Source organism: uncultured Dietzia sp., assembly GCF_937873725.1.
Taxonomy (GTDB): Bacteria; Actinomycetota; Actinomycetes; order Mycobacteriales; family Mycobacteriaceae; genus Dietzia.
Genome location: NZ_CALMYY010000054.1, coordinates 44791 through 63062, shown reverse-complemented (window position 1 = coordinate 63062; position 18272 = coordinate 44791). Strand labels below are relative to the sequence as shown.

The 18272-nt window shown below is 72.2% G+C and carries 13 protein-coding genes and 1 tRNA gene; 11 read left to right on the top strand and 3 right to left on the bottom strand.

The genetic code is table 11. The annotated features are described in order from the left end of the window. Window positions 1–202 precede the first annotated feature (202 nt). The gene (locus Q0444_RS05155; RefSeq protein ID WP_299021888.1) at window positions 203–616 is read left to right on the top strand and encodes a DbpA RNA binding domain-containing protein; all 414 of its coding nucleotides are present in this window, start codon (window positions 203–205) and stop codon (window positions 614–616) included. A gap of 86 nt (window positions 617–702) precedes the next feature. Here the strand turns inward: Q0444_RS05155 and Q0444_RS05150 are convergent, their stop codons facing one another. Further along, window positions 703–1404 carry an HNH endonuclease family protein gene (locus Q0444_RS05150; RefSeq protein ID WP_291080533.1) on the bottom strand — a complete coding sequence of 234 codons (702 nt, stop codon included), beginning with the start codon at window positions 1402–1404 and terminating at the stop codon, window positions 703–705. Window positions 1405–1631: 227 nt separating this feature from the next. Here Q0444_RS05150 and Q0444_RS05145 point away from each other — a divergent pair, with 227 nt between their 5' ends. The 5 genes from Q0444_RS05145 to Q0444_RS05125 all read left to right on the top strand — a co-directional run bounded on the left by Q0444_RS05145 (window position 1632) and on the right by Q0444_RS05125 (window position 9692). Beyond that, window positions 1632–4508 carry a DEAD/DEAH box helicase gene (locus Q0444_RS05145; protein WP_291080535.1) on the top strand — a complete coding sequence of 959 codons (2877 nt, stop codon included), beginning with the start codon at window positions 1632–1634 and terminating at the stop codon, window positions 4506–4508. Next, window positions 4505–5269, top strand: a complete 765-nt coding sequence (locus tag Q0444_RS05140) for a hypothetical protein (RefSeq protein ID WP_291080536.1) — start codon at window positions 4505–4507, stop codon at window positions 5267–5269. Before Q0444_RS05145 ends, Q0444_RS05140 begins: the two co-directional genes overlap by 4 nt. Before the next feature lie 61 nt (window positions 5270–5330). Then, window positions 5331–6518, top strand: a complete 1188-nt coding sequence (locus tag Q0444_RS05135) for a metallophosphoesterase (protein WP_291080537.1) — start codon at window positions 5331–5333, stop codon at window positions 6516–6518. Continuing rightward, window positions 6515–9154: an AAA family ATPase gene (locus Q0444_RS05130; protein WP_299021884.1), complete on the top strand. Its 2640-nt coding sequence runs from the start codon at window positions 6515–6517 to the stop codon at window positions 9152–9154. The genes Q0444_RS05135 and Q0444_RS05130 overlap by 4 nt, the downstream gene beginning before the upstream one ends. Before the next feature lie 58 nt (window positions 9155–9212). Continuing rightward, complete coding sequence (locus Q0444_RS05125) at window positions 9213–9692, top strand: MarR family winged helix-turn-helix transcriptional regulator (protein WP_291080541.1); 480 nt, start codon at window positions 9213–9215, stop codon at window positions 9690–9692. A gap of 92 nt (window positions 9693–9784) precedes the next feature. Here the strand turns inward: Q0444_RS05125 and Q0444_RS05120 are convergent. Continuing rightward, window positions 9785–9860: transfer RNA gene (locus Q0444_RS05120), tRNA-Arg, on the bottom strand. 188 nt (window positions 9861–10048) lie between these two features. On the opposite strand from Q0444_RS05120, the gene argS reads away from it, so the two are divergent. Genes argS through thrB form a run of 5 tightly spaced genes read left to right on the top strand, consistent with a single transcriptional unit; the run spans window position 10049 to window position 16503 of the window. Next, window positions 10049–11701: an arginine--tRNA ligase gene (gene argS, locus Q0444_RS05115; protein WP_291080543.1), complete on the top strand. Its 1653-nt coding sequence runs from the start codon at window positions 10049–10051 to the stop codon at window positions 11699–11701. Further along, window positions 11698–13116 (top strand): diaminopimelate decarboxylase, encoded by a 1419-nt coding sequence (gene lysA / locus Q0444_RS05110; protein WP_291080545.1) that lies wholly within the window; start codon window positions 11698–11700, stop codon window positions 13114–13116. Before argS ends, lysA begins: the two co-directional genes overlap by 4 nt. Then, window positions 13113–14465, top strand: a complete 1353-nt coding sequence (locus Q0444_RS05105; RefSeq protein WP_291080547.1) for a homoserine dehydrogenase — start codon at window positions 13113–13115, stop codon at window positions 14463–14465. Before lysA ends, Q0444_RS05105 begins: the two co-directional genes overlap by 4 nt. Then, window positions 14462–15544 (top strand): threonine synthase, encoded by a 1083-nt coding sequence (gene thrC, locus Q0444_RS05100; protein ID WP_291080548.1) that lies wholly within the window; start codon window positions 14462–14464, stop codon window positions 15542–15544. Before Q0444_RS05105 ends, thrC begins: the two co-directional genes overlap by 4 nt. Beyond that, window positions 15541–16503, top strand: coding sequence for a homoserine kinase (gene thrB, locus Q0444_RS05095; RefSeq protein WP_291080550.1), 963 nt, complete (start codon window positions 15541–15543; stop codon window positions 16501–16503). The genes thrC and thrB overlap by 4 nt, the downstream gene beginning before the upstream one ends. A 22-nt stretch (window positions 16504–16525) precedes the next feature. On the opposite strand, the gene Q0444_RS05090 is transcribed toward thrB, so the two are convergent. After that, entirely contained in the window at window positions 16526–18196 is a 1671-nt protein-coding gene (locus tag Q0444_RS05090; RefSeq protein WP_291080551.1) for a long-chain-fatty-acid--CoA ligase, read from the bottom strand. Window positions 18197–18272 lie beyond the last annotated feature (76 nt).

The window sequence follows — 18272 nt, the reverse complement described above, 5'->3', positions numbered from 1 at the left end:
GCGGGCGCGCCCACCCCCCCCCCCCACCCCCCCCCCTTCCTGTGGGGGGGGCCGCCCCGGCCGCGCCCCCGGTGTCCCCCCCCGCGCCGCCCGGGGGGACGACCGCCGTGACGGGCGGCGGGACGACCGGCGGGACGACCGCCGGGAGCGACCGGGACGCGATTTCTCGGACGGTCCTCGACCGTCGAGGTCGGGTAAGGACATGGCCGAGTACCGGATCGCCGTCGGTAAGCGGAACAACGTCAAGCCCGGCTCGATCATGGGCGCCCTGGCAAACGAGGCCGGTCTGAGCGGTGGGGACATCGGTCGCATCTCCATCCGGTTCGACCACTCGATCGTCGAGCTCCCGGCCGGGCTCTCCCGCGATCAGATCGAGTCGATGCGCGGTATCCGGGTCGCCGGTGCCGAGATCGACATCCGTCCCGACTCGGGTCCTCCGGCGGGCCGGCCGTCGTCCTTCCGTGACGAGCGCGGCGGTGGACGCCCCCGCAGCGGGGACCACGGCGACCGTGGTGGCGATCGCCGGAGCGACCGGCGCGGGGACCGCCGAGAGGATCGCGGCGGCGGAGGCGGCGGCTTCCGTGGCCGTTCCGGTGGCGGCTCGGACCGCCACTGACGGTAGGCGGTGGTCACCGGCCGCAGGTGACCGGCGTCCGCGGCCAGTAACGCTCTGACCGGAGTCCGACCCCGCTGCCCCCGCGCCTACCCGCCGCGGGGGCAGCGTCGCACCGCCTCTCCGAGGGCCTCGTGATCCGCGGCGGTGACCGGAAGCCCGTAGGCCACCGCCACGCTGAGGTACCGGGCGGCGTAGAAGCAGTGCCGCCCGGGATCGGGGGGCAGCCAGTCCGCGGGAGTCGAGTCGCTCTTGCGGGTGTTGACGGATCCGGTCACGGCGATGAGGTTCCTGTCGACGTCGTTGGCGAAGGCCGCGCGACGCCGGGCGGACCAGCGCCACGCTCCCAGGTCCCACGCGGCGGAGAGCGGAAAGACGTGGTCGACGTGGATCCCCCCGACCCCGGTGCGCTCCACGTCCACCACCCGGCCCGTGTAGGGGTCCACCAGGATGCCGCCGCTCACCGTGCACGGCGAGTCGGGATCGGTCACGGCTCCGCGGAGGTCCCGGGACAGGACGTCCTGGCGGGTCGAGCATCCGTTCCCCGAGCCCGGCGCGCCGGTGGCGTCGCTCCACGCCGGACCGAACACGCACGCGGATTCCCCTGAGCAGTCCCGTTGGTACCCCGGCACCGGGACGCGTTCGCCCACCACCTCGACATGGGCGAGGAGCGGGGCCACGCTCTCACGTCCGGGGCTTCCGGGCACCGGGGTGTGCCGGTCGCCGGACCACACGACGGCGCACGCCGCCGCCAGGGTCAGCACCGCGAGGGCCGAGGCTCGACGGGCCACGGGCGGCCGAGGTCGGGGCGACCCTGGTGTTGGGGTCCGGGAGGGCGATTCGCACGTCATCGACCGAGTGTCGGGCCCGGGTGTCGCCTCGTGGCGGGACAGGGCTGCACGCGCGCGACGCCTGGGGACGGGCCGGGGGCTGTGGAGAACCGCGGTTCCCCGACGGGGCCCCGCGTACGGCACCCCGCGTACGGCACCCTGTCGGACCTCCGTGCTTACATGTGGTCGTGTCCCCACCCGCCGATCCCCGTCTTCACGCCGTCTGGCAGGCCGGGGTCGTGGGGCTCTGGTGCGACACGGGCCTGCGTCGGCCACAGTCCGTGGCGCCGGCCGCGTCCGTCACCGCCGTCGCCCGCGCCGGGGCTCCGGCCCGTGTGATCGACCTCCTCGAGGGCTACCGGCTCACGCACCGCATCGGTGTCCGCGCCGTGATCGAGGGCCGGGCGAGACCCGCTACCGTGCCCGGGATCCGGGTGTCGGTCGGTGCCGCAGTGGACCTCTGCGGGTTGCTCGATGTGGACGATGGCTGGGTCGGGGCCGGCCTACGCGCACTGTCCGCTCTGTCCGACGGGGTGGCGGCGTTCGTCTCCACCGGTCACGTCGTCCCCGTCCTGTCCCGGCAGGACGGGGGCTGGGACGCGTCGTGGGCACTCGTCTCCTCGCCGGTCGTCGCGGCGTGGAGCGCCGAGAGTCTCACCCGGTGCCACGGGTTGGTCTCCACCCGCGAGGAACTCGACCGGCTGCTGTCGGCCCTGGCCGACCACCATGCCAGGGCCGCGCTCGCGCCGCTCGCCGCCGACCGCCGGAGTGAGCTGGGCGGGGCGCTCGTCACCGGGGGGGAGGTGGCCTCGGGGGGGCAGCCGTTGGCCGAGGCGATCGGCGACTTCGGCCGCGCCGCCGCCGCACGGGACGTCGAGGTGGTCTTCCGGTTGATGGAACCGTCGGGCGACGACGACGCCCCGGATGATCCGGTCGGTGGCTCGACCACCGGCCAGGGGATCCTCTGGCGGCTGGAGGTGCTCGTGCGGACGGGTGCCGATTCGCTCCGCCCGGTCACCGGCCTGGCCGACGCGTCGGCGGTGGCCGGACCGGTACGGGACGTGGTCGACAGGGCCGTCCGTTCGTGGCCGCCGTTGTCCCGTGCGACGCACGCGGCGGGGAGCGCGGATCTGCTCCTGCCCCCCGGACTCGTCGTGGACCTGGTCGACGAGGGGGTCGAGGCGTTGCGCGGGCGGGGCGTCGAGGTCCTCCTGCCCAGGGCGTGGACCAGGGTCAGGACCGCGGTCAGGGTCGCGGTGAAGGACCCCGGCACCGAGGCCGTCGACTCGGGACACAGGCTCGGTCTGGACCAACTCGCGGACGTGGACTGGGAGATGGTCGTCGACGACACCCCGCTCGATGAGGTCGAGGCCCGGCTCCTGCTCGACGCGGCCTCGGATCTGGTCCGGCTCCGGGGTCAGTGGGTCCGGGCGGATGCGGGAGCGCTCAGGAGGGCGGCGAGGTTCCTCGCCGCCCGGCGGGGGAAGCGGGTAACGGCACCCGCCCTGGTCGGGGCGCTGATGTCCGAGGAGGCGGAGGGCGTGGAGATCGAGGCGCCCACGACCCTCGGGTGGCTCCCCTCGTCGTCGTCCCCCGTGGTCCTCCCGGAGTGGTTCCGTGCGACTCTACGTCCGTATCAGGCGGAGGGGGTGCGGTGGCTCGCGGCCCTGGCTACAGCGGGGACGGGGGCGGTGCTCGCGGACGACATGGGGCTGGGCAAGACCATGCAGGTCCTGGCCCTCACCGCCGTCGAGCATCTGGAGGGGCGGAGTGGGCCCACCCTGGTCGTCGCACCGCTGACCCTCGTGACCACCTGGGCGCGCGAGGCCGCCACGTTCGCCCCGGCACTGCGTGTGCTCGTCCACCACGGGCCGGGCCGCGACACCGGGGCGGGCGCGGCCGATCAGATGACCGCGGCGGATCTCGTCGTGACCTCGTACGGAACCGCCTCCCGCGACGCCGACCTCCTCGCCGGGGTGCCGTGGCGACGGCTGGTCGCCGACGAGGCGCAGACGGTCAAGAACCCGACCACCGCGGTCTCCCGCGCCATCAGGACCATCCCCGCCGAACACAGGATCGCCCTCACCGGCACCCCGGTCGAGAACCGTCTCGACGAGTTGCGGGCGGTGCTCGACTTCGCCAACCCGGGGCTGCTCGGGTCGGCGAGCACGTTCCGCGCGCGGTTCGCGGTCCCGATCGAGTCCCATCGCGATGAGGCCGCGGCCTCCCGCCTGCGCGCCCTCGCCGCCCCCTTCGTGCTGCGCCGCCTCAAATCCGACCCCAGGGTGGCCGCCGACCTGCCCGCGAAGCAGCACATCCGCGTCGACTCCCCGTTGACGCGCGAGCAGGCCACCCTGTATCTGGCGGTGGTCGAGGACATGATGGAACAGGTGAAGGAGTCCGAGGGCGCCGCGCGGAAGGGTGCGATCCTGTCCGGGCTCACCGCGCTCAAACAGGTCTGCAATCACCCGGCGCACTACCTGGGGGACGGATCCGCCCTGCTGCGGGGAGGCCGTCACCGGTCCGGAAAGCTCGCGGCGCTGGACGAGGTGCTCACCGAGATCCTCGAGGCGGGGGAGAAGGTCCTGCTGTTCACGCAGTACCGGGCGTTCGGCGACCTCATCCTGCCGATGGTGGAGCGACGGGCGGCCACCGCGGTGCCGTTCCTCCACGGCGGCGTCACGGCGGCCGGCCGAGCCGCGATGGTGGAGGCGTTCCAGGCGCCGGACGGTCCGCCGGTGATGCTCGCGTCACTCCGCGCCGGTGGAACCGGTCTCACGCTCACCGAGGCCAACCACGTCGTGCACCTGGACCGGTGGTGGAACCCGGCCGTGGAGAACCAGGCGACCGACCGCGTCCACCGCATAGGCCAGACGCGGGTGGTGCAGGTCCGGACGCTGGTCGCGCCGGGCACGGTCGAGGACCGGATCGACGAGTTGTTGGAGTCCAAACGCGAACTGGCCGAGCTCACGCTGGGGCCGCTCGCGGGGGCACTGACCGAGCTGGACGATGCCGGCCTGGCGGCGCTCGTCGGACTCACCGACGAGGGGAACGACGAGCCGTGAGCCGACGGACGGGCATCCCCGCCCGGTCGGAAGCCGGGCCGTTCGGGACACACATGTGGAGCCGCCGGTGGTCCGCGGACCTCGAGGCAGGGGTGGACAGGCGCGAGGTGTACCTGGCTCGCAAGGAGGCCCGGAGCGGACGTGTGCTCTCGCTGGAACATTCCGGCCGGACCGTGCGCTGCGATGTCGACGGCAGTCGTCCCGATCCGTTCACCGTCGAGTTCGAGTTCGCGCCGGTGGACCAGACGGATTCCGACGCCCTCCGCGCCGCCCTGCGCCGGGAGGAGGGCGGCGTGCTGGGCGCGCTGTCGGGCTCGTACTCCGACACCGTGGGCTTCCTCCTCATGCCCGCGGTCCGCGGGTCCACCTCGTATCGGTGTGGGTGCCCGGTGCACCCCGGGCCCTGCCGACACGTGCTCGCCGCGTCCTACGTGATGGTCGAGTGGTGGGACGTCTCCCCCGAGGTCCTGTTCGCCCTCCGGGGACTCCGCGCGGATGAACTCGGTGCGGTGCTCGGGGGAGCGGGGGCGCAAGGCTCCGACGGCGTGGCGTTCGACGTCCAGGAGAGCCTGTGGGGTCGCGAGCCGCTGCTGCTCCCGACGGTCCCCGACCCCGATCCCGCCGGGCTGGAGGATCTGCTCGACGCCCCCGTCACCCGGAGGGTCGCAGCGGCCGCCACCGGAGATCCACTCGAGCAGCTCCGCGTGGTCGCGGACCTGGAGGACTTCCTCGACGCCTTCTCGCGGTACAGGCCGCGGTGACGCCCACCTCCCGGCGGCCGCCCCGCGGGGGCGTGTCGGACCCCCGCCCTACTATGCGGCCATGAGCAACTCCCGGAACGGCGGCACGGCCCGGTTCATCCATTCGGCGGACTGGCAGCTCGGCATGACCCGGCGATTCCTCGGGGCGGAGTCGCAGGCGGTGTACACGGCGGACAGGCTGGCGGCGGTGGCGGCGTTGGGGGACCTCGCCACCGTGCACGGAGCCGAGTTCGTGGTGGTGGCCGGTGACGCCTTCGAGGACAACGCGGTCCCCAGATCGGTCGTGCTACGCACCGCGGAGGCTCTCGCGTCGTTCCCCGTCCCCGTGGTCATCCTCCCCGGTAACCACGACCCCCTCGATGTGTCGTCCGTCTTCCGCTGTCGGGACTTCGCGTCGGTGATCGCGGACGGATCCGTGATCGTGCTCGACGGCACCGGTCCGGTCGAGGTGGTCCCCGGTGTCGAGGTGGTCGGGGTCCCGTGGACCTCGAAACGCCCCGACCCGGGCCGGCTGCCGGCGCTGTTGGCGGACCTGGAACCGACCGACCGACTCCGGGTGCTCGTCGCCCACGGCGGGACCGACGCGGTCTACGGTGGCGATTCGCCGTCGGTGGAAGCGATCCGCGTCGAGGCGGTGGAGGATGCGGTCGACGCCGGGCTCGTGGACTACGTGGCACTGGGGGACCGACATTCGGTCACCAGGGTCGGGTCGGGGCACCGGATCTGGTTCTCCGGCAGCCCGGAGACGACGGCGTTCGACGACAAGGAGCGGGACTCCGGATACGCACTGCTCGTCGAACTCGCGCGAACGGCACCGCCCGGCGAGCCGCGGCACTGCGAGGTGACCAGGCTGAGGACCGGGAGGTGGTCCTTCAGGGCGCTCACCGCGGAGATCGAGACCGAGGCGGACCTCGACGCGCTCGCCGAGCTCGTCGACTCGATCGACGACAAACCCCGCACCGTTCTCAAGCTGGGTCTCACGGGAACCGTCGGGGTGGCTCTGCGCGCGAGGATCGACGACCTCCTGGAGACGTGGTCGGCGTTGTTCGCCTCCGCCTACCTGAGGGAGAGACTCACCCACCTGGTCGTGCGAGCCGAGGACTCCGACTTCACGGGCCTCGTCGACGGGTACGCGGGGCGGGCCGTCGAGGATCTCGTGGCCAAGGCGGCCGGGGCCGGACCCGACTCCGAGGACGCCGGGAACGCGCTCAGTCTGCTGTACCGGCTCGTGGACGGGGGTGTCCGATGATCCTGCACCGATTGCGCATCGAGGACTTCCGGGGCGTCGGACGGGAAGAGGTGACCCTCCCGTCCCGTGGCGTCTTCCTGATCGAGGGGCCCAACGAATCGGGGAAGACGAGCCTCATGGACGCCCTCGAGATGCTCCTCGAGCACAAGGCGTCCTCGTCGCGCGCGGAGATCAAGGCCGCGAGCCCCGTCGGCAGGGACGTCCCCGTGGTGGTCGAGGCCGAGTTCACCGTCGACGGTGAGCGGATGCGCTACCGCAAGGAGTTCGTCAGGGGAAAGCGCACTTCGCTCGAGTTCACGGGTTCGGCGAAGGCGGCGCTGACCGGCGATGACGCGCACGACTACGTGCGGGACCTCCTCGATCGTCGGGTGGACCGCTCGCTCTGGAAGGCGCTGCGCGTGGCTCAGGACGACCCGATCGGTCAGGTTGATGCGGGCGGCGGCCTGAGCTCGCTGCGCCGAGCGCTGGACGCCGCTGCGGGCGGAAACGACCCGACGGGAGACGACACCCTGGTCACGCGCGTCGAGGAGGAGCGGAACCGCTACCTGACGGCCCGCAGAGGCGAACCCACCGGGGATCTGGCGGGCTCGGACACGCGCCTGGCCGACGCCCGGCCGGCACTGGCCGAGGCCCCCGCGCGGTTCGCGGACCTCGCCACGGCGGTGGCCGAACACGCCGAGAGGAAGGCGTCCCATGAGGGGAGGCAGGCAGCGCTCGACACGGTCCAGGCGGAGGTGACGAGGCTGGAGGAGGCGGATCGGGTGGTGGCCGATCACCGTGACCGCTGCAGCACCGCGGAGGCGGAGGCCGACCGCGCGGCGATCGCACACGAGGCATCGAGCCGTGCTCGGCGCGAGCGCGCGGAGCTCCTCGCCCGACGCGACCGCGAGCAGGTCAGGCGGACCGCGCTCCGGGATGCGGCCGAGGCCGCGGGGCGGAGGCTGGAACCGGCTCAGGCGCGGGCCGGAGAGGCACGGTCCGCGTTGGAGGCCGCCGAGACGCGCGTCACCACCGCGAGGGCCCTGCTCGATGCGCAGCGGGTGGCCCGCGAGCGGGACCGCCGACGCTCGGACCTGGCGGCCCTCGACGCGCTCCTGGCGACCCTGCGGGACGTGGGGGAGACGCTCGCGGAGCGGGAGGCAGAGCTCGCGGAGATCGATCTTCCGGCGGACGTCCTCGACGGGATCCGCGATGCGGACGCCGCCCTGCGCGAGGCGGTGGTGCGCAGTGCGGCCAGTGCACCCCGGGTCGAGGTCGCGGGTGTCGGCGAGATCCGCGTCGGAGGTGATCCGATCGATGTGGCGGACGGGTGGGCGCGGGAGATCGTCGAGGACACCGTGTTCGAGATGGGCTCGATCTCCCTCACTGTCGTGCCCGCCGGCGACACGGACTCCGTCCGCCGCGCGGAGGCCCGCGCGCGCACCGTGCTGGACCGTCTCCTCGAGGAGCACGAGCTCGACTCGCCCGCCGACGCTGAGCGGCGGGCCGGGCGTTCGGCGGAACTCCGCGCCGACATCGCCGCGCTCCGGCGGCGGAGATCGGACCTCCTCGCCGGGGACACCCCAGAGGATCTGGTCGGCAGGCGGGCGATGCTCGCCTCTGGCGCGGACGCCGAGCCGCCCACCGCCGCGGAGGGCGCTGACTGTGGGGATTCCGCCGGGCCCGTCGTAGGCTCGATCGGGGATCTCGCCGCGGAGTCCGCGTCCGCCGAGGAGCACCTGGCCCGGTGCCGCGCGGAGGACCGGGCGGCCTCGGCGGAGGCGGAGACCCTGAGGACGGACGCGGCCACCCGCACCGCGTTGCTCAGGGAGGCGGATGAGCGACTTCGGGAGTGCGAGGACGCCCTCGCCGCGGCGCGGGACGCGGTACCCGACCACGACCTCGCGGTGGCGGTGGAGCAGACGAGGGTCGTTGCGGATTCCACCAGGACGGCGGCGACCGTCGCCAGGGCGGGGTTGGACGAGGCGCTGGCCGAGGCGCCACCGGGATTGCTGGACAATGCGCGGGCGTCCCTGGACGTGCTGGTCGCCGAGGAACGGGAGGCCGCGGCGGCGGTGGCGACGGCTCTCGGTCGGGTCAACGCGATCGGTGACCAGGGCAGGCTGGAGGACGTCGCGGTGGCCGAGCGTGAGACCGACGCGGCGGGGCGTGAGAACGACGCGCTGTGGCGGCGTGCCCGCGCAGCGGACCTCCTCCACCGCACCTTGGTCCAGCGTCGTGCCGAGGCGTTGTTGGCCTACCAGGAGCCCTTCCACCGTGCCGTTCTCGAGCTGGGGTCCCTGGTCTACGGGCGCGAGTTCGATGTGCGCCTGGGGGAGGATCTCACCATACTGAGCCGCAGGATCGGAGAGGTGACCGTGGACTACGACGCGCTGTCGGGTGGCGCGCGCGAGCAACTCGCGGTGATAGTGCGGATCGCCTGCGCGAGGATCGTCGGGGACGACGGCGTCCCGGTATTCCTCGACGACACGATGGGCTACACGGATCCGACTCGCCGCCTGACGATGGGGGCGGTCATCGCGGCCGCCGCGGCGACGTCCCAGGTGATCGTTCTCACCTGCGATCGCGCGCGGTTCGCGGGGATCGGTGGCGCGCGTACCCACGTCATGAGCAGAACGGGTGCGACCGGGGACTGAGAATGCGCGGAGGTCGCCTGATGAAAGAGCGGTTCACATTCCGTGCTGTAATAGGCCCATGAGCGATACACGCTGGTTGAGCGAAGAAGAGCAGCGCATGTGGCGCCGGTACAGGGATGTCAATCAGCTCCTCGAGCTCGCGATCGAGAGGCAGCTCCAGCGGGACGCGTCGATGTCGCAATCCGACTACTCGGTTCTGGTCAGCCTCAGCGAGACCGACGGGCGGGGCCTGCGTGCCCGCGATCTAGGCGCGGTCCTCGGCTGGGATCGAAGCCGCGTGTCCCATCAGGTCCGGCGTATGGAGGGCCGGGGTCTGGTCTCGAAGGGCGAGTGCGCGGAAGACGGGCGTGGCACGATCGTCACCCTCACCGCGGAGGGTGCCGACGCGATCGCCCGGGTGGCCCCGAAGCACGTTGAGAAGGTCCGTGAGCTCTTCGTCGACGTCGTGACGGAGGAGGAGATCCGCCAGCTCACCGACATCTACGACCGGGTGGTCTCCCGGATCGGGGAAGTCGACAAGATCACCCTGCCCAGCTGATCACCGGGGCTCGGCGAGTCCCGGGCTCGCGCTCTCAGCGGGAAACGGGAAACGGGAAGGGCCCGGGCTGGTGAGCCCGGGCCCTTCCCGTGTGGTGCCCCCGAAGGGAATCGAACCCCTGACCTTTGGTACCGGAAACCAACGCTCTATCCCCTGAGCTACGAGGGCGGGATACCGGTCCGAAGACCGGAGGCCGTCCGGGCGTGGCGATCGTGGGATCACCCTGCCCAACGGCGAGACCGATCGTAGCACCGGCCGGGAGGCGGAACCGCATCGGCCCCGCGCGGTCCCGACAGGCCGGGTCCCGGCGGCCGCCGATTCCCCTGTCGACGTGCGGACACCTAGGATAGGAAGACGTGACTCCCGCTGACCTCGCCGCCGTCATCCGTGCCGCACTCATCGACGTTCTCGCCGAACGCGGAGCCGACACCTCGGTCGTGCCGGAGACGGTGACGGTGGAACGGCCCCGCAACCCCGAGCACGGCGACTACGCGACCAACATCGCGCTCCAGTTGGCCAAGAAGATCGGGGTGGCACCCCGGGACCTCGCGCAGGACCTGGCCACCGCGCTCGTGTCGGATCCCGGCGTGGCCTCGGCGGAGATCGCCGGCCCCGGCTTCCTCAACATCCGACTCGAGTCGGGTGCGCAGGGATCGCTCGTCGCCACCGTCATCGAGCAGGGAAATGCGTTCGGCAACGGCGGCGCCATGGCCGGCCGGCGGGTGAACCTGGAGTTCGTGTCGGCCAACCCCACGGGTCCGATCCACCTCGGCGGCACCCGTTGGGCGGCGGTCGGTGACGCGCTCGGTCGCGTCCTCGAGGCCTCGGGCGCGGAGGTGACCCGCGAGTACTACTTCAACGACCACGGCGCCCAGATCGACCGGTTCAGCCGGTCGCTCGCCGCCGCCGCCCGCGGTGAGGCGACCCCGGAGGACGGGTACGCGGGGGCGTACATCGAGGAGATCGCGGCCCGAGTGGTGGCCGCGCACCCCGGTGTCCTCGAGGAGACGCGGGAGGACGGGCTCGAGACCTTCCGCGCGGCGGGCGTCGACATGATGTTCTCCCACATCAAGGCCTCGCTCGCGGAGTTCGGGACGGTCTTCGACGTCTACACCCACGAGAACTCGATGTTCACCTCCGGGGCGGTGGACCGCGCGGTCCAGACGCTCAAGGACAACGGCAACCTGTACGAGTCCGAGGGTGCGTGGTGGCTGCGCTCGACCGCCTTCGGTGACGACAAGGACCGGGTTGTCCTCAAGTCCGACGGCAACGCCGCGTACATCGCGGGGGACATCGCGTACTTCCTGGACAAGCGGGAACGCGGATTCGACCTGTGCATCTACATGCTCGGGGCGGACCATCACGGGTACATCGCCCGGCTCAAGGCGGCCGCGGCGGCCCTGGGCGACGATCCGGCGACGATCGAGGTGCTGATCGGGCAGATGGTCAGCCTCGTGCGCGACGGTGTCCCGGTCAAGATGAGCAAGCGCGCCGGCACCGTCATCACGTTGGACGACCTGGTGGACGCGATCGGTGTCGACGCAGCGCGGTATGCGCTCATCCGCTCCTCGGTGGACCAGACCATGGACATCGACCTCCAGCTGTGGACCTCGGCGACCAACGACAACCCGGTCTTCTACGTCCAGTACGCCCATGCGCGGCTGTGTTCGCTCGCGCGCAACGCCGCGGACCTGGGCGTCACCACGGAGGCCGCCGACCTCTCCCTGCTGGTCGAGGACCGCGAGGGTGCGCTCATCAGGACGATCGGCGAGTTCCCCCAGATCGTGGCCAGCGCCGCCGATCTCCGCGAGCCGCACCGTGTCGCACGGTATCTCGAGGAGCTCGCCGCCGCCTACCACCGCTTCTACGACACCTGTCGAGTTCTGCCCATGGGTGACGAGGAGGCGGGGCCGCTGCACGCCGCCCGGCTGGCGCTGAGCTCGGCGACCAGGCAGACGCTCGCCAACGGCCTGCGCCTGATCGGCGTCAGCGCACCGGAGAAGATGTGAGCGCGCATCCGGCCGGGTCCCGGCACGAGTTCCCCCACGCCCCGGGGATCGGCGAGCGGCCCGGTACCGCGGCGGACGTGATGGCCCTGGACCCCGCCGTGTGGCCGCGAGGAGCGGGCAGGCGCGTGGACGGGGTGGTGGAGTTCGCGGGGGTCGCTGCGGATGACCTGGCCGCCGAGTTCGGAACCCCGCTGTTCGTGATCGACGAGGACGACTTCCGCTCCCGCTGCCGCGAGATGGCCCGGGCCTTCGGGGGCGCCGACAGGGTCCACTACGCCTCCAAGGCGTTCCTGTGCACCGAGGTCGCACGCTGGGTCGCGCAGGAGGGACTGAGCCTGGACGTCGCCTCGGGCGGCGAGCTCGCGGTGGCGCTGCGCGCGGACTTTCCCGCCGAGCGGATCACCATGCACGGCAACAACAAGTCGGCCGAGGAGCTCAGGCTCGCGGTGCGTAGCGGTGTCGGCCACGTGGTGCTCGACTCGATGTCGGAGATCGCGCTCCTCGACGGCATCGCCGCCGACGAGGGTGTGGTCCAGGACGTCTTCATCCGGGTGACCGTGGGCGTGGAGGCGCACACCCACGAGTTCATCGCCACGGCTCACGAGGATCAGAAGTTCGGGTTCTCGCTGGCGGGCGGCGCGGCGATGGACGCCGTCGGCGCGGTGTTCGAGGCCTCGCACATCCGACTCACCGGCCTGCACAGCCACATCGGTTCGCAGATCTTCGACGTCGACGGGTTCGAACTCGCGGCCCGCCGGGTGATCGGCCTCCTCCGCGACATCGTCGACGAGTTCGGTGTCGAACGCACCGCCCAGCTGGACCACCTGGACCTCGGCGGCGGTCTGGGCATCAGCTACGTCCCGTCCGACGACCCGCCGCCGGTCGCGCAGCTGGCCGCGGCGCTGACGGACATCGTCGACGGGTTCGCCCGCGACGTCGGGCTCGCCCCTCCGACCCTGGTGGTGGAACCGGGTCGCGCGATCGCGGGACCCGGCACGGTCACCCTCTACGAGGTCGGCGTGGTCAAGGACGTCGAGCTCGCGGGCGGTGAGAGCCGCCGCTACATCAGCGTCGACGGCGGGATGAGCGACAACATCAGGACCGCGCTCTACGACGCCGTCTACGACGCCCGACTGGTGGGCCGTATCTCCGACGCGGAGGCCGTCGTCGCGAGGCTCGTGGGCAAGCACTGCGAGAGCGGGGACGTGGTGGTGCGTGACCTCTGGATGCCCGCGGACGTGGGCACGGGTGACCTGGTCGCCGTGGCGGCCACGGGGGCGTACTGCTACTCCATGTCGAGCCGCTACAACCTCATCGGGCGCCCCGCGGTGGTGGCGGTCCGCGACGGACGGGCACGCCTGGTGCTCCGCCGTGAAACCCTGGACGATCTGACGAGCCTGGAGGTGGGACAGTGAGCGACGCAACGGCGTCTGGCGTGCGACCCGTGGGGGTGGCGGTGCTCGGGATGGGCACCGTCGGCACCGAGGTCATCCGCTACATGACGGAGAACGCGGAGGCGCTCGCCTCCCGCATCGGCGCCCCGCTGGCCCTGCGCGGCGTCGCGGTCCGCGATCTGACACGGGACAGGGGCGTGGATCCGGATCTCCTCACGGCCGACCCGGCCTCGCTCGTGTCCCGTGAGGACGTCGACGTGGTCGTCGAACTCATGGGCGGCATCGACGTGCCCCGCCCACTCCTGTTGGAGGCGCTGCGCCACGGCAAGGCCGTGGTCACGGCCAACAAGGCGCTGCTGGCGGAGTACACGGACGAGCTCGCCGAGGCGGCGGACTCCACCCGGACCGACCTGTACTTCGAGGCGGCCGTGGCCGGCGCTATCCCCGTGATCGGACCCCTGCGGCGATCCATGGCGGGTGACCAGGTCGAGCGGGTCCTGGGCATCGTCAACGGCACCACCAACTACATCCTCTCGGAGATGGGATCCACGGGCGCCGACTACTCGGAGACCCTCGCGGAGGCGTCCCGGCTGGGGTACGCCGAGGCCGACCCGACCGCGGACGTGGAGGGTTACGACGCGGCGGCCAAGGCCGCGATCCTCGCCTCGATCGCCTTCCACAGCCGGGTCACCGCCGGGGACGTCTACCGGGAGGGGATCTCCCGGATCTCCCCCGACGACTTCGCCTCGGCCCGGGACATGGACTGCACGATCAAGCTCCTCGCGATCTGCGAGAAGCTGCGCCGGGCGGACGGGACCGAGGCGGTGTCCGCGCGCGTGTACCCGGCGCTGCTGCCCGACGACCATCCGCTCGCCACGGTCAACGGAGCCTTCAACGCGGTGGTGGTCGAGGCCCAGGCGGCCGGCCGGCTGATGTTCTACGGACAGGGTGCCGGCGGGGCCCCGACCGCGTCGGCCGTCCTCGGTGACATGGTCGCCGCCGCACGCAACAAGGTGGACTCGGGTCGAGCCCCCGGCGAATCCACCTACGCGGCCCTGCCCGTGGCCTCGATGGACGAGGTCTCCACCCGCTACCACGTGCGGATGCGCGTGGCCGACAAGCCCGGTGTCCTGGCACTGGTGGCGGCCGAGTTCTCGCGCCACGGCGTATCGATCGCGCAGGTCCGCCAGACCGAGGTCGAGGTGCCCGAGGCCGAGGTCGACGATTCCGAGCCCACCGCCGAACTCACCGTCCTGACCCACAGGGCCTCCGAGCGCGCGCTCGCCGACACCGTCGCCGCGCTCTCCGACCAGGACGCGGTCACGGTCATCACCAGCGTCATCCGACTCGAGGGAGTGGACACCGAATGAACACCACCCACAAGCCCGTACACACCCGCTGGCCGGGCCTCATCGAGGCGTACCGCGACCGGCTCCCGATCGGCCCGGACTGGGAGCCCGTCACCCTCTTCGAGGGCGCGACGCCTCTCCTCCCGGCGACGTACCTCTCCGAGCTGACCGGGTGCGAGGTGTACCTGAAGGTCGAGGGGCTGAACCCGACCGGGTCCTTCAAGGACCGCGGGATGACCATGGCCGTGACCGACGCCAAGGCGCGGGGCCAGAGGGCCGTGCTGTGTGCCTCGACGGGCAACACGTCGGCGTCCGCGGCGGCATACGCCACGCGTGCCCGGATGGGCTGCGCGGTGCTGATCCCGCAGGGCAAGATCGCCGCCGGGAAGCTGGCGCAGGCGGTCATGCACGGTGCCACGATCATCCAGGTCGACGGCAACTTCGACGACTGCCTGGAACTGGCGCGCAAGACCACCGCGACCTATGCGGAGATCGGGCTGGTCAACTCGGTCAACCCGGTGCGGATCGAGGGCCAGAAGACCGCCGCGTTCGAGATCGTCGACGTGCTGGGACGGGCCCCCGACCTCCATTTCCTCCCGGTCGGCAACGCGGGCAACATCACCGCGTACTGGAAGGGGTACAGCGAGTACCACGCGGACGGGATCATCGCGGCGCGGCCGCGGATGATGGGAGTCCAGGCGGCCGGCGCGGCACCCCTCGTCGACGGCGCCCCGGTCAAGAACCCGGAGACCATCGCGACGGCCATCCGGATCGGATCCCCGGCGTCGTGGGACGGCGCCGTGACCGCCCGCGACGAGTCGGGGGGGAGCTTCCGCAAGCGGACCGACGAGCAGATCCTCGAGGCGTACCGCATGGTCGCCGGCAGGGACGGCGTGTACGTGGAGCCGGCCTCGGCGGCGTCGGTCGCGGGGCTGCTCGACGCCCACTCGAACGGGGAGCTCGAGGCGGGGCAGACCATCGTCTGCACCGTCACCGGAAACGGCCTCAAGGACCCGGACACCGCGCTCCTGGGGATGCCCGAGGTCGAGCCCATCCCCGTCGACCCGTCGGCCGTCGCCGGCGCGCTCGGCCTGGAGTGAGCGAGGTGCACGGATCCGGTCCCGAGGTCTTCGGCAGTTCCGGCGGGCGCATCCTCCCGGTCGGTCGTGCGGTCACGGTGGAGGTCCCCGCGTCGAGCGCCAACCTCGGTCCGGGATTCGACGCCCTCGGCGTGGCGCTCGGCCTGTACGACACCATCACGGTGACGGTCATCGAGTCCGGGCTCGAGCTCGAGGTGTCGGGTGAGGGCGCCGGGGAGGTGCCGACCGACGCGTCGCACCTGGTGGCCAAGGCGGTGGAGGCGGGTCTGCGGGCCGGCGGGATGGGTGCCCCCGGTGTGCGGATCAGCTGTGTCAACGCGATCCCGCATTCGCGGGGACTCGGGTCGTCCGCGTCCGCGGCGGTCGGGGGACTGGTCGCGGCGGACGGACTCATGGGCCGCGTGTTGACCGACGATCGCCTGGTCCAGCTCGCGAGCGAGTTCGAGGGACACCCGGACAACGCGGCGGCGAGCGTGCTCGGGGGCGTGGTGGTCTCGTGGACCGAGCGCTCGGCGAGGACCGTGACGTATCGCGCGGTGCGGATGGACGTGGACCCGTCGATCGTCGCCACCGTGCTCGTGCCGGAGGAGACGTCCTCGACGGCCCAGACCCGGGGTCTGCTCCCCGAGACCGTCCCGCACGAGGACGCGGCCTTCAACGCCAGCCGGGCCGCCCTGATGTCGGTGGCCCTCGCGTCGCACCCCGAGTTCCTGCTGGCCGCCACCGAGGACCGGCTGCACCAGGGCTACCGGGCCCCGGCGCTCGTGGGCACCACCGAGTGGATCCGACGGCTCCGCGAGCGGGGCCTGGCGGCGACGGTCTCCGGGGCGGGGCCCACGGTCCTGGTCCTGGACACCGCGTCGCTCCCGGTCGACCTGCGTCGGGAGGCCGAAGCCCAGGGGTGGAGGGTCCTGGATCTGAGGATCGCCGACGGCGCGCGGGTGGTCCCGGACGCCTGAGGGCCGGGCCGCGTCGGTCCGGTCAGCGCGTGGTACCGGGCGAGATCGTGGTGACCGCGTAGGCGCCGGAGGCGTGGAGGGAGCGGATCTCGCGCTTGTCGAACTTGCCCACCGACGTGCGCGGGATGTCCTCGACGAACGCCCAGTGGTCCGGTCGTTTCCACAGGTCCAGCGTCCCGTGCAAGCCCTCCCACAGGGAGCGGGCGGTGGCGTTGGCCCCGGACTTGAGCTGGATCAGCACGAGCGGCCGGTTGCCCCACCGCTCGTCGGGCACGCCGACCACCGCGGCGTCGGCGACCCGGTCGTCCGTCAGCACGGCGTGTTCGAGCTCGACGGAGGAGATGAGCTCCCCGCCGGAGGCGATGATGTCATCCACCCGGTCCACCACGTCGAGATACCCCTTCGGCGAGATGGTGGCCATGTCGCCGGTGCGCAGCCAGCCGTCGACAAAGCGGTCGGTGGCCGCGTCGCCGAGATATCGCGCCGTCACCCACGGCCCCCGGATCTGGAGTTCCCCGACCGACCACCCGTCATCCGGCAGCACCCTGCCCTCGTCCACCACGCGCGCCTGGACGCCGGCGGGGAACCTCCCCTGTCCGAGGATCTGGGCCCGCCGCTCGGTCGCGGACGAGTGCGGGTCGGCCCGGGCGAACGTGGCGATCGGGCTGGACTCGGTGAGGCCGTAGGCCTGCAGGACGGTCACCCCGTGGCGTTCCACCCAGGCGTCGAGGAGGGCCTCGGGGAGAGCGGAACCGCCCACGAGCACTTCTCCCAGGTGGCCGACCGGCTGCGGGTGGTTCTCCAACCACCGCAGCAGCCGTTGGAGCGACGCGGGGGTGGTGGCCATCTTGTTGGGGCGGTGGGTGGCCAGGAGGCCGGCCAGGTCCCGGCCCGTGACCAACGCCTGTCCGGGGCGGGGGCGTGCGGTGATGAGGCTCGCTCCGGCCATGAACGCGGCGTACGGGAGTCCCCAGGACATGACGTGGAACATCGGCACGGTCGTGAGAACGGAGTCGCCGCTGGTCAGGGCTGCGCTCTCGGCCATGCACATCTGCATGGAGTGCAGCCAGATGGAGCGGTGGGTGTAGGCCACGGCCTTGGAGGTCCCGGTGGTGCCCGAGGTGTACGCGATCGCCGCGGCGGTGCGCTCGTCGAGATCCGGCCAGGGGTAGGTGGTGGGGTGCCCGTCGAGGAGGGTCTCGAGGGCGTGGATCCGCGCGGACGAGGCGCCCCCGGTCGCGTCACCGCCAGCGGGGGGCAGGTCGGAGTCGACGACGACGAGGTGGCGCACGTGCTCGAGGTGGGCGGTGACCTCGAGCGCGAGCGGGATCAACTCCGGGTCGACGAGCAGGACGGACACCCGGTTGTCCCGCAGGGCCGAGGCGAGGACGTCACGCGGTTGGAGGATGTTGAGCGGCAGGATGACCGCCCCCATCGACGGGACCGCGAACATCGCCTCGACGACCTCGTTCCGGCTACCCGCCAGCACCGCCACCACGCCGCCCCTGGTGACCCCGAGCTCGGAGAGGGCGTGGGCGGTGGCGGCCGCGCGCGCGGCGATCACGTCATACCGCGAGGTCCGGGGTTGGAGGTCGCCCACGAACCCGGTGAGGGTCGACTGCCCGTGGCGCTCGGCGGCGTGCGTGAGGATCCGCGACACGAGCAGGGGCGTGTCCAGCATCGTTCCCAACATCGGACCTCCCCGGAAGTGGCGCGTGACGATGGCTGGAAGGGTACCGGTGATCGGTGCGGGGACCTCCACGGCGGAG

What these genes read in the sequence shown, in the direction of transcription:
- Q0444_RS05155 (WP_299021888.1), top strand. Translation starts at nt 203, where the DNA reads ATGGCCGAGTACCGGATCGCCGTCGGTAAGCGGAACAACGTCAAGCCC.
- Q0444_RS05135 (WP_291080537.1), top strand. Translation starts at nt 5,331, where the DNA reads ATGAGCAACTCCCGGAACGGCGGCACGGCCCGGTTCATCCATTCGGCG.
- Q0444_RS05130 (WP_299021884.1), top strand. Translation starts at nt 6,515, where the DNA reads ATGATCCTGCACCGATTGCGCATCGAGGACTTCCGGGGCGTCGGACGG.
- Q0444_RS05125 (WP_291080541.1), top strand. Translation starts at nt 9,213, where the DNA reads ATGAGCGATACACGCTGGTTGAGCGAAGAAGAGCAGCGCATGTGGCGC.
- thrC (WP_291080548.1), top strand. Translation starts at nt 14,462, where the DNA reads ATGAACACCACCCACAAGCCCGTACACACCCGCTGGCCGGGCCTCATC.
- Q0444_RS05090 (WP_291080551.1), bottom strand. Translation starts at nt 18,196, where the DNA reads ATGTTGGGAACGATGCTGGACACGCCCCTGCTCGTGTCGCGGATCCTC.